This window comes from Streptomyces sp. TG1A-60 (assembly GCF_037201975.1).
In the GTDB taxonomy this organism is placed as follows: domain Bacteria; phylum Actinomycetota; class Actinomycetes; order Streptomycetales; family Streptomycetaceae; genus Streptomyces.
In genome coordinates this window covers 7,255,849-7,267,848 of sequence record NZ_CP147520.1, presented here as the reverse complement: position 1 = coordinate 7,267,848, position 12,000 = coordinate 7,255,849, and the positions used below count along the sequence as shown (strand labels likewise).

The following is a 12,000-nucleotide window of genomic DNA, read 5'->3' as shown; positions in this document are numbered from 1 at the left end:
GTCGGACTGTCCCGCCAGCGCGGTCCGAGGCTGTCCGAGGCGAAGTGGGGTCGCGCGGCTTGCCGGGGTGCGCGTCCGGCGGTGACGATGGTGCGTGCCGTGCACGCCTTCCGGGAGGCCGAGTTGACCGATCCATGTGTGGCGCTGGAACCGGGAGCCGACCCCGTCGAACGAGTGCGGGTGCTGCTCAGCGCCCATGAGGCGTTCACTCAGGGAGGCACGATGGCGCGGCCGGTGCGTTCCGTGGTGGCCGACTCGTGGCGGCGTTCGGCCAGGGCCGGTGTCGGGCCGGAAGGCACCGCGCCTGTGGAGCTGACGGACGGCGACCTCGGTTCCTACCGCGCGGAGCATCCGCTGGCCCGGGTGATGCCGTTGGTCCGTGAGTTGCTGGGCACGTTCGCGTCGGACGGCGAACACCTGCTGGCCGTGTGCGACGCGCAGGGCAGGCTGCTGTGGGTGGAGGGGGACTCGGCGACCAGGCGGCGGGCGGACCGGATGAACTTCGTGCCGGGTGCGCGCTGGGCCGAGTCCGCGGTCGGTACCAACGCGCCGGGCACCGCGGTCGTCGTGGACCGGCCCGTGCAGGTGTTCGCGGCGGAGCACTTCATACGGCAGGTGCAGCCGTGGACGTGCGCGGCGGCGCCGGTGCACGACCCGCGTACGGGGCGGGTGCTGGGCGCGGTCGACATCACCGGCGGCGACGGCTTGGCGCATCCGCACAGCCTCGGCTTCGTCCAGGCGGTGGCGCGGGCCGCCGAGTCCCAGCTCGCCCTGCTCGCCCCGCCCGGCGCGTCGGCCGACGCGCTCGAACTGGCCGCCCTTGGCCGCGACGAGGCTCAACTCCTCGTCGCGGGAAGGAAGATCAGGCTCAGCCGTCGGCACAGCGAGATCCTGGTGCTCCTCGCCCGGCACCCGGAGGGCCTGTCCGGGGACGAGCTGCTCTGCGCACTGTACGAGGACGAGTCGGTGACGCCGGTGACGCTGCGGGCCGAACTGGCCCGGCTGCGTCGGCTGCTCGGGCCGGGCCTGCTGGGGTCGCGTCCGTACCGGTTCACGGTTCCGGTCGAGTCCGATGTGACGGTGGTGGAACGAAGGCTGGAGACGGGCGCGATCACGGCGGCCACTGAGGCGTACGGGGGTCCACTGCTGCCCGGTTCGCAGGCACCGGCCGTCGTACGGCTGCGGCACAGGCTCGCCGACGGGCTGCGTGCGGCCCTGATAGCCCGCCGCGACCCCGACCTCCTGGCGGGCTGGGCACACGCCCCCTGGGGTGAGGAGGATCTGGACGTCTGGCGGGCACTCGCGGCCGTACGCCCCGCGGCGGCCGTCCGGGCACGGCTGCGCGAACTGGAGTCGGAACTGGCGGCGCCACCGGGATGGGGCCGCCGCCCAGGTCCCTGAGGACGGTGTGCCCGGGTGCCGGTCCGAGGAGAGCGCAATGAGGAAAGCGGGATGAGGAGATGGAGCACCGCAACGTCCTTGCAACATCCCGGTTTCTAGCCTCCTCGCGAGAGCTGCCCAATGGCGGGTGGCGCTTCTCGGGAGGCAGGTATCCATGACCCGTTTCGCAGCGCCAGGTACGGACGGAGCGGTCGTCTCCTACGCGGCGCGTTACGACCATTTCATCGGGGGCGAGTACGTGCCGCCGGCGCGCGGGCAGTACTTCGAGAACTCGAGCCCGGTGAACGGGCTGCCGTTCACGGAGATCGCGCGGGGTACGAGCGAGGACGTGGAGCGCGCGTTGGACGCGGCGCACGCGGCGGCGCCCGGCTGGGGGCGGGCGTCCGTGACCGAGCGTTCGGACATTCTGCGGAGGATCGCCGACCGGATGGAGGCGAACCTGGAGAAGCTGGCGGTCGCGGAGAGCTGGGAGAACGGCAAGCCGGTGCGCGAGACGCTGGCCGCCGACATCCCGCTCGCCATCGACCACTTCCGCTACTTCGCGGGGGCGATCCGGGCACAGGAGGGTTCGCTGGCGGAGCTCGACGACGACACGGTGGCATACCACTTCCACGAGCCGCTCGGCGTGGTCGCACAGATCATCCCGTGGAACTTCCCGATCCTCATGGCGACTTGGAAGCTGGCGCCCGCGCTGGCGGCGGGCAACGCGGTCGTGCTCAAGCCGGCCGAGCAGACCCCGGCGTCGATCCATGTCTGGCTGAGCGTGATCGCGGATCTGCTGCCGCCGGGCGTCGTGAACATCGTGAACGGGTTCGGGGTGGAGGCGGGCAAGCCGCTGGCGTCAAGTCCGCGCGTGGCGAAGGTGGCGTTCACGGGCGAGACGACGACCGGTCGTCTGATCATGCAGTACGCCTCGGAGAACATCACGCCGGTGACCCTCGAACTCGGCGGCAAGTCGCCGAACATCTTCTTCGACGACGTGTGGTCGGCGAACGACGACTTCCGTGACAAGGCCCTCGAAGGCTTCACGATGTTCGCGCTCAACCAGGGCGAGGTGTGCACCTGCCCGTCGCGGGCGCTCGTGCAGCGCGGGAACTACGCCGAGTTCATGGAGGCGGCCGTCGCCCGCACCGAGCAGATCAAGACCGGGCATCCGCTCGACACGGAGACCATGATCGGCGCTCAGGCATCCAACGACCAGCTGGAGAAGATCCTCTCCTATCTGGACATCGGCCGGCAGGAAGGCGCGAAGATCCTCACCGGCGGCGAACGCATCGAACACGAGGGCGAGTTGAAGGGCGGCTACTACGTCCAGCCGACGATCTTCGAGGGAGACAACCGCATGCGGATCTTCCAGGAGGAGATCTTCGGACCGGTCGTCTCCGTCACCTCGTTCAACGACTTCGACGACGCCATCAAAATCGCCAACGACACGCTCTACGGCCTGGGGGCGGGTGTCTGGACACGCGACACCAACACCGCCTACCGCGCGGGCCGTTCCATCCATGCGGGCCGCGTCTGGACCAACTGCTACCACGCCTACCCGGCCCACGCCGCGTTCGGCGGCTACAAGGGTTCGGGCATCGGCCGTGAGACGCACAAGATGATGCTGGACCACTATCAGCAGACGAAGAATCTGCTGGTGTCGTACTCGCCGAAGAAGCTGGGCTTCTTCTAGACGCAGAAGAAGGGCGCCTGACCAGGCCAGATGCCCGGCAGGCGCCCTTCTCGGCACACACCTAAGCAGCGAATCGAAACACGCCCTTACTCCCGATATCTCCCACCTCTATCCCAGCTCTGACCAGCAGTTCCGGGGCATTTCCGGGCCAAGGTTTCACTGAGCTTGACTCTGCCGGGGATCTTGGTGGCTGCGGGTGTCAGCTGGCGGCTCGCCAGGATCGCAGGCGTGGGAGTCCCTGCATACGAGACGATCCGGCTGGCCGAGGGCGGCAGGCCGCTGCCGTCGTCATCGTCGCGCCAGCGCAGGCGGCCCGCGGAGTCCCAGTAGTAGTTCTGCACCAGGACCTGCCGTAAAACCTGGGTCCGGTGGCCGCCGAGCAGGCCGGGATGGTTTCGGCCCAGGTGTTCGAGCAGACGGCGAGCGTCTTCTCCGGTGGTGTTGATCCGGGTCTTGGGCCGGGTGGGGTTCTCGCCCAGGCGCACCGGCCGGCCGTAGCGGCGGCCCCAGTCCTCATCGACCAGGCCGTCCAGCGCGTGGTCGGCGGAGCGGGCCAGTTCCTCGAGGGCCGCACGCATGGCCTCGGTGACCAATTCAAGGCGGGGCAGGTCCCGCACTGCGGCCAGGACGTGGGTGGAGTCGGTGCGCTGGGTGGTGCGCTCGCGGACAAGTCCGGCCTCCTTCAGCCGGGCCAACGCGAGATCAAGCATGCGGTCAGCACGGCCGTCCAGCAGCAGGCGGTCCCGGAAGTCGGACAGCACGCTGTGGTGGAAGCCGGGATCGTCGAGATCGAGGCCGAGCGCGTACTTGAAGTCGATGCGGCAGCGCACGGCCTCGGCGGCATCACGGTCGGAAAGGCCCGACAGGAACTGCAGCACGCTGACCGTGGCCAGCTGCGCGGGTGAGAGCGCCGGGCGCCCGTTGCGCGGGTACCAGTCGGCGAAGTCCTCGTCCCGCCACAGGCCGTCGAGGCGGTCACGCACCCACATCGCCGTCGTGCCGCCCGGATTACTCGCCCGCGCGATCTGCGCAGTCAGCGACGGGACTTGTTCACCGGAACGGGGACAGAAGGACAACGAACACCTCGTCAACTGCATCGGCCTTCGAAACAGCCCCGAGCATGCCCTCTGATCTCGTTCCCGCGCTGAGAAACACCAAGATCCCCGACAGAGTCAAGCTGAGCGGCTTGGGACGGATCACTGCGGACTACGAGTACTCAACCGAAGCGCCCCAGCAGCCGACGGTACAGGGCGGGTGCGACGCCGCGTACCCGGCCCGGCAGATGCAGCCAGGAGGGCACGTAGACGTCGTCACGTCCGTGCTCAAGGCCGTCCCAGACCGCGTCGGCGACCCGACCGGCGGGAACCGGGCGCGGCCGGGCCCGGCGGTACGGTGTGCCCCGCCGTTCGAAGAATGCCGTGTCCACCGCCCCCGGTACGACGTGCGTCACACGGACTCCGGTGCCCCGCAGCTCCTGCCGCAGTGCCTCGGCGAACACGGCCACCGCTCCCTTGGCGGCCGAGTACACCGCCTCGTCGCGCACGCCGACCGTTCCCGCGACGGATCCGATGAGCACGACGCGTCCCTGTCCGGCCGCCACCATGGAGGGCAGTACCTCCCGCACGAGGTGGAGCGTGGCGTCAAGGTTCACGGTCAGCATCCCGTCGATGGCCGCGTGCGGCATGGTGACGAAGGGCCCGGACCAGCCGATCCCGGCCGCGGCGACGAGCACGTCGATCTGCCCAGCCACATCGAGCGCGGACGAGGCCAGCAGGCGAGGACCGTCCGCGGCGGCGAGATCGATGGGCAGGACGACGGCCGACGTACCGGCGGCCGTCTCCTCCAGGCGACGCCGGTCCCGCCCGCTGAGGAGAAGCTGCCACCCGCCCGCGGCGAACCGTCTCGCGATCGCAGCGCCGATGCCCGAGGACGCCCCCGTCACCAGTGCCACGCCCGAGGCGCCCCGTCGCGCTGACTCCTGCATTCTCGTGTGCGTGCCGGGTCCAGCCGTGGCCGCCGCCGGAGGAAATCCGGAATTCGCCTTGAGATTTCCGGAGTGCGTCATCGGGCTGTCTCCCTACGCTTCGGTCTGGTCGACGATCCGTCGGAGTGTATGGGCGGTACCGCGGAACACCTCCGGTTTCATCGTCCGGAGCGGCACATCAACCGGTACGTCCGGATCCCACGATGCCGTTCCATTACCCGGTGCTTTCCTCAGCGCCACGCCCCCGGAGCCCCCCCGTACCGACGCACCAGAAAAACCACTCCTTTCGCAACGTCCAGTGCTGCTGAATGGCCGTACGCAGGGACAGGCACGGGCAGGTTCGTTTTGACCACCCGCCATCAGAAGTTCGGACACGCCCCGTCCCCGAGCCGGTAGCAAGGTGACAGCGCGTCTGCTGCTCGTCCACCCAGTGCCCTGGCGTACGCCCCCGCGTCGTGGACCTCCAGGTCCTGAGCCGGTCCCGGCTGATGTGCGAGCTGACGTCCTACCGCGATGAGCCAGTCTCGGAACGACGTCATCCGGCCCCGCGGATCTTCTCCGAGAAGATCTCGACCCGGGCGAAGAGGAGGTAACCGGCACGACGAGTTGCTCCAGCTTCCGGGTGCCGGGTCTCCGTCCGGATGGAACCGGACACTGAGCCGAGCAGCGCGGGTGGGATCCATGACTGCGCTGGTAAGGATCCTGTGGCCCCATGGGGCCACAGGGCACACGGTCTTCCACCGTTCCCCTTCTCGAGAAGCGCAACGCTCCATGCGCCGAGTCCTGCGCTCCCTTTGCATACTTCTTGCAGGTCAAGCGCGTTCACCCGATGATCGTGCGGTAGCCGTGGATGTCCGCGTGCGGCACCGTCCTATTCTGCCCGTCCGGCGTCGCGTCGGCCGGCCGGCCGGGTGTGGACGTACAGCTTGCGGCGGTCACCGACGTCCAGATGCCGCGGGAGCGGGAGCTCGTAGCGCACCGGGCGGCGGTGGTCGGCCAACTGCCGTGCGGGGTTGTAGACACGGTTGAATTTCCACAGCATGCGGGCGAAGTTGGTCTGTCCGCGGGCGAGGTTGCCGCCCAGGACGCGTAGGGCGCCCGCCGCGGTCCGCAGGCCGAGGTGCTTGCGGTTGATGACCGACTGGGTCTTCACCAGTTCGCGGTAGAAGACGTCCAGCGGCAAGGTGGTGGGCACCACGGCGTGCTGGATGTCGAACAGCCGGTAGTCGCGGGTGGTGAGCCTGCGGGACTCGGTGTGCCAGATCTCCGTTCCGGGGTAGGGCGTCATCACCGTCAGGTGCACGATCTCCGGGACGGCGAGCGCGAACTCACGGACGACACGGAAGCGTTCCTCGTCCCACGCCGGGTCCACGATGAGGTTGATCGCCACGCTGAGGCCGAGCCGGCGTGCCACTTCCAGGGCGCGGAAGTTGTCGTCGGGGCTGACCCGTTTGCGGTACAGGTCCAGTCCCTCGGCGTCGATGGCCTCCATGCCGAGGAACATGTACTTCAGGCCGAGTCGGGCCCAGCGCTGGAAGACCTCCTCGTTACGCAGCAGGACGTCGCTGCGGGTCTCCAGGTAGTAGTGCTTGCGGATCCTGCGGCGTTCCAGCTCGGCGGCGATGGCGTGCCCGTGCTCGGGCCGGATGAAGGCGACGTCGTCGACGATGAACACGTTCGGTTCCCGGATGCTCGCCATCTCCGCGCCGGCCGCCTCGGGGGAGGCTTTGCGGTAGCTGCGGCCGTAGAAGGTCCAGGCGGAGCAGAAGGAGCAGTCCCACGGGCAACCTCGGGTGAACTCGATCGACGCGCAGGGATCCAGTTCCCCGATGAAGTACCTGCGCCGGTGCCGCGTCAGGTCGCGCGCCGGCGCGGGGCTGTCGATGCCGTGCAGCATCCGCGGTTCGGGGCCACGGCCCGTCGGAGTGACGATTCCCGGCACGCCCTCCAGCCCTCCGTCACGCACCGCTTCCAGCAGCGGAACCACGGCCGGTTCCCCTTCGCCGCGGATCACCGCGTCCACGGCCCCCGCGGCCTGTGCGAGCACGTCCTCCGCCACGAAGGACACGCTGTGCCCGCCGAAGAAGACGAAGCAGTCCGGGGCGGCGCGCTTGGCCGCGTGGGCGAGGCCGATCGCCTCGGGGATGTTGGCCAGGTAGTTCAGGGAGACGCCGAGGGCGTCGGGGCGGAAGGAGGTGAACTCGCGGGCCAGTTCCTTGGTGCCGGTCACCTGCAGGTCCACGATCCTCACCTCGTGGCCCGCGTCGCGGGCAGCGCCGGCCACCCGCTCCAGGCCGAGCGGCTCCAGACGCAGGAAGATCTCCGAGTACATCAGGGAGCTGGGATGGACGAGAAGCAGGCGCATGGTCACCTCGGTGGACGGCGGACGGGGACGGCGGCCGGGCGGCAGCCGTCAGGGGGCTCCACGGGGGCGGGCCGGAACCACCGTCCGCCGAAGGGCCCAAGACCGGCGGTACTCCGTCGATCGGTGCTCGACGACCCGCTCTTCCTGCGGATCAAGGCACTCTCATTCACCCGTCCGGCCGCGCAGCGGACGGCTCCGGACCTCTTACCTGGGACAGCACCCTCCATCCTGGCCGCCGCCCTCCCTCATGCCCTGCCCAGCGCGTCCGGACGGGTGAGCGGCCCGTCGACCGCATGAACTCCAGGCCCCCTTTGCCGGTCGAAGGCGCCGAGCAGTCCGTTGCTCCCGTCTCCGGAATGGCCGTACACCCGCGTCACGCCCCGTTCCCACAGGCGTTGCGGCACGAGTCGGCGAACACCAGAAGACACGGCGCACGGGTCGGCGTCGTCTGAAACGACTGCTGGATCGGCGCGGTGATCACCGTGCTCGGTCTGGCTGCCGCGGGCCTGACCCCCGGCTCGACCGGCGCGGGTTCCGAAGGGGAGGCGAAGTGTGTCGTGCCCGACGATTCCGTGGCACGGCGTACTGTCGGCGGGTTCCAGTCGCAGCCAACGCGCCCGGGGTCCGGGGAATGCCCAGAACCAGTCGCCCCTGCCCCGGTGACAGGTACGGCGGGTCGGACTCACAACTGCCGCCCGGCACACTCTGCAACCGGTCGGCCTATGACGTCACTCGCGTGACGGACAGGGTTCCCGCACATGGGTCATGCCGTGTTTCAGGGCATGGCCGAAGGGTGACTCCGAGACTGACGTGGACACTGCGGCTCGCCGCGGGAAAGCTCGCCCCTGCCCGGACGGCAACGACAGCGGCGCCATGCGTGACGCGTTGGTCCCCACTCACCGCTTGCCGGGCAGTGCGCGACGGCATCCACCGCCGGGCGCCCCACTCGGCCCGACACTTCCGGAGGCTCATGTCCACCGCAGCCGCCGACCTGCCCCGGAAGCGCCACACCGCCGTACCGGAGCCGCCCTCGGAGCGGCTCGACGCGCTGATGCGCGAGCTCTCGGAGCAGCCCCCGGGACCACCGCATGCCGCCCTTCCCCCTCGTTCAGGAGGCCCGCACCGTGGAGCACCCAGCGCAACCTCGCCCACGTACGCGACGTCGCCCACGCCGCCTCGCGGGGATTGCGGTACACGTTCCTCGGCATGGGGCCCTCGACCGCGAGAGGCTCGACCGGTGCCGCAAGCGGATCAGCAGCGACGACGACTTCCGTGCGCTGGAGCGTGCACGGAAGCTGGGCATCGACGTGGCGATCGACCTGGTCGTGGACCCGGACCGGGATGCCGCGCGCTTCCGGCTGGTGCGGAAGTCCGCGCAGACGATGCCGGAGATCGTGCGTCCGACGGTCATGACGCCGTACCCGGGCACTGAGACCTGGCACACCGAGTCCCGCCGCATGATCACAGGAGACAACCGGCTCTTTGACATCCGGCACGCCGTGGTGCCGAGCCGGCTGCCGCTGGAGGGGTTCCACCGGGAACGCGTGGGCGCCCAGACGGTGATCGACCGCAAGCACCTCGGGCTGCGTACCGCCCTGGCGGCGTGCCGTGTCGCCCGCAACGTGCCGCACGGGCAGGCCGACTTCGCCCGCATGCCGTGGAGGCGCAACGCCGTCCGCACCCTCGAACCGCGGCTCGCCGACGATCGCCTCCCGGTGCGCTACGAGCTTCCGCCGCCCCGGCCCGTCGACATCGGCGACCGGCAACGGCTGTCCACGCATGCCAGGCCGCCGCGGTCGCGGGGCTGACGCGGCGCCCCGCCGCTTCGGAACGCCGGCTTGCGGATGACCGTCGCCGTTCTCGCCTCCCTCGCCGCGGGTGTCTGCTTCGCGGTGGCCGGTGTGCTCCAGCAGCGCTCGGCGAGCACCCGGCCGGCCGAGGAGGCGTTGTCCTGGCGGCTGCTGTGGCACCTGCTGCGGCAGCCGATGTGGCTGTCCGGCATCGGGCTGGCCGTTGTGGCGTACGGGTTTCAGTCCCTGGCGCTGGCGTTCGGTCCGCTCAGCCTGGTGCAGCCGTTGATCATCTGCGAGCTCGTCTTCGCCATCCCGCTGTCGGCCCGCCTGCACCGGGTGCGGCTGGGGGTGCGCGAGTGGAGCGGCACACTGGCGGTGGCAGCCGGCCTGGCCGCCGCTTTGGCCACGGCCCGGCCCACTGGCGGGGATCCGGCGACGGCGCGCCTCGGTCCCTGGCTCCTCGCGCTGGGAGCGGTCGCCGCCGTGGTGGTCTGCGCCCTGGTCGCGCGCGCGTATGTCGCGGGGGTGGGGCGAGCGTCCTTCACGGCCCTGGCCGCAGGTACGGTGATGGGGTTCCAGTCAGTGCTGCTCGCCGCCACCGTGGCCCGGATGCCACGTGGTTTCGTCGCCGTTCTCTCGGCCTGGCAGACATACCTCCTCGTCATCGCGAGCATCGGCGGACTGCTGTTGATCCAGAGCGCGTTCCGGGAGGGGCCGCTCGCCGCCTCGGTGACGGTGATCGACACCGCCGAGCCGGTCGTCGCCGTGGCAGTGGGGGCCACGTTGTTCGGCGAGACGTTGCACGTGGGATGGCCGCTCACGGCGCTCACGGTCACCGGTGTGGCCGCGACCGTCGTCGGCATTCTCTGCCTGGACACGTCACCGGCGATCACGGCACTGCACCAGCGGGACACACGGCGGCAGGAATCCGCAGCGGGGCACGGAACGGGCGGGCGGTCGTCGCCCCGGGGCGAGCCGCCCCATGGTGCCGGGCGGTGAACGCCGCTCAGGAACGGAGTGCGCCTGCTCTCTCGACCGTCCCGGCGGCCTCCTGCCACACGGGCAGGAGATCCTCCTCCAGCACTCGCGTCCACGTGGGATGCCTGGTCCGCGCGGTCCGGGCCGCCTGCCGTCCCATCGCCCGCCGTGCCTCCGGCCGGGCGAGCAGGTCCTCCAGCGCCCGGGTCCAGCCCTCCTGGGTGTCGTCCCGCACCAGGAGGCCGTCGCCTCCGGGGGCGGCCAGCCACTGTGTCGTCGCGGCGCACTCCGGCAGGACCACGGGCAGACCGCAGGCCATCGCCTCGGCGACGACATTCCCGACGGTCTCCGTGTGCGACGGCAGCGCGAAGACGTCGCAGCCGGCGTACACCCGTGCCAGCCACTCCTGCGGCTGCGGCCCGAGGTGTGTCACGTCGGGACCCAGCAGTCGGGTGACGAGGCCGGTGGCGGCACCGGAGCCAACGACCACCAGATGCGCGCGGTGGCCCCGGTGCCTGAGGCGCAGGACGGCCTCCGCGAGGAGCGGGAGGCGTTTGGAGGCATCCGCCCGGCCTACGAACAGCACGAGCGGCGTGTCCGCTGGGATCCCGTGGACACGGGCCAGCTCGCGGCGGGCCGCCGGATCGGACCGGAACCGCTCGTGATCGACACCGCGGCGCAGCAGGGACACACGATCGGGGCCGGTGATCGCACCGATCTCCTCGCATGCCTCGGGCGACGACGCGAGCACCCGGTCGCAGCGACGCAGCAGCCGGTCGCGCCGGCGCCGGGCGAGTTCCCCGACCAGGTACGGCAACCCGGCCGCGGGGCCGCCGGACAGCCGGGACAGGCCGGGCACCCTGTCCATCGCCTGACGGGTGTAGACGGAGGCGAGTGCCGGGACGTCCGTGTGCAGCGAGGCCACGAGACCCGGGCGGGACGCCGGGTCGGCACGGCGGGCGAGCCGGACGGCGGTCGACGCGAACGCGAAGGTGTGGGTGAGGTGCCAGACATCGTGCCGGGGCAGTAGCCCGGCGAGGCGGGGGTGGTGGGGTACGAGGTCGGTGATGTCCACGCCGCCCACCGCGGGCATGATCGCGGCCGTGCTCAGCACCGGCCGAACGGCGACGAACCGCACATGGGGCGAGAGTTCCTCGACGTGTTCGTGATGCCCGAGCACATAGACGGTCAGGTCGAGGCCGGCTCCCTCGTCCGCGCGCCGGGCCGCCGCCTCGGCGAACCGCTCCCAGCACTTCACATGCCCACCGGACGCGTCGTTCCTGAGCAGTTCCATCAGTACCGCGACGGACGTGGTGTGCGGGGACGCGGGAGTGCCGCCGTGCGTGCGCGGTGCAGTGATACGCATGGCCGCGAAAGTACCCGGCGGTGCCGCGGTCATCGACCCAGCGGCGCGCGGGCCTCACGGCCTCGTGCTCTATCGGGGCCTCGGAGTCGCCGTAGCGCCTGTTGCCTCGGAGGCCGCCCCGGGTACCCAGGGCCACGGACCAAGGGAGACGGGAAGTGCGGCCGGGCCGCATGTCTCCCGTGGTCCGGGTCGTAACGCGAGAATTCCGGGCGAAGGCACCGAATCCTTTATCGTCCGCCTCGCCCACGCCAACCACCTCAAGGCCGGCTACCTGCGGGACTACCTCTGCGGACCGCCCCTCCACAAAGGCGCCCCCAGCTTCAGCCGCCTCGGCGCCGCGCCCGGCCGGGACCCCTCCGCCCTCCGGGACACCCTGGAAGGCACACGCGGCACCTGCAAGGAGTGCGACGCTCCGCTGCCAGATGAAGCGCCTCG

Annotated in this window: 8 protein-coding genes; 4 read left to right on the top strand and 4 right to left on the bottom strand. The window is 70.6% G+C overall.

The features are described from left to right. Positions 1-87 precede the first annotated feature (87 nt). Positions 88-1,401: a GAF domain-containing protein gene (locus WBG99_RS31905; protein WP_338900552.1), complete on the top strand. Its 1,314-nt coding sequence runs from the start codon at positions 88-90 to the stop codon at positions 1,399-1,401. Positions 1,402-1,555: 154 nt separating this feature from the next. Then, complete coding sequence (locus WBG99_RS31900) at positions 1,556-3,079, top strand: aldehyde dehydrogenase family protein (RefSeq protein ID WP_338899665.1); 1,524 nt, start codon at positions 1,556-1,558, stop codon at positions 3,077-3,079. An 86-nt stretch (positions 3,080-3,165) separates the two neighbouring features. Here the strand turns inward: WBG99_RS31900 and WBG99_RS31895 are convergent, their stop codons facing one another. The 3 genes from WBG99_RS31895 to hpnR all read right to left on the bottom strand — a co-directional run bounded on the left by WBG99_RS31895 (position 3,166) and on the right by hpnR (position 7,428). Continuing rightward, positions 3,166-4,062 (bottom strand): transposase, encoded by an 897-nt coding sequence (locus WBG99_RS31895; RefSeq protein ID WP_338899664.1) that lies wholly within the window; start codon positions 4,060-4,062, stop codon positions 3,166-3,168. A 233-nt stretch (positions 4,063-4,295) separates the two neighbouring features. Continuing rightward, entirely contained in the window at positions 4,296-5,063 is a 768-nt protein-coding gene (locus tag WBG99_RS31890) for an SDR family NAD(P)-dependent oxidoreductase (RefSeq protein ID WP_338899663.1), read from the bottom strand. 871 nt (positions 5,064-5,934) lie between these two features. After that, positions 5,935-7,428, bottom strand: coding sequence for a hopanoid C-3 methylase HpnR (gene hpnR / locus WBG99_RS31885; RefSeq protein WP_338899662.1), 1,494 nt, complete (start codon positions 7,426-7,428; stop codon positions 5,935-5,937). Between the two features lie 1,307 nt (positions 7,429-8,735). Between hpnR and WBG99_RS31880 the strand changes: the two genes are divergently transcribed. Next, positions 8,736-9,236 carry a hypothetical protein gene (locus tag WBG99_RS31880; protein ID WP_338899661.1) on the top strand — a complete coding sequence of 167 codons (501 nt, stop codon included), beginning with the start codon at positions 8,736-8,738 and terminating at the stop codon, positions 9,234-9,236. A gap of 36 nt (positions 9,237-9,272) precedes the next feature. Then, the gene (locus WBG99_RS31875) at positions 9,273-10,220 is read left to right on the top strand and encodes a DMT family transporter (protein WP_338899660.1); all 948 of its coding nucleotides are present in this window, start codon (positions 9,273-9,275) and stop codon (positions 10,218-10,220) included. Positions 10,221-10,227: 7 nt separating this feature from the next. Here the strand turns inward: WBG99_RS31875 and WBG99_RS31870 are convergent, their stop codons facing one another. Further along, the gene (locus tag WBG99_RS31870; RefSeq protein ID WP_338899659.1) at positions 10,228-11,565 is read right to left on the bottom strand and encodes a glycosyltransferase; all 1,338 of its coding nucleotides are present in this window, start codon (positions 11,563-11,565) and stop codon (positions 10,228-10,230) included. Positions 11,566-12,000 lie beyond the last annotated feature (435 nt).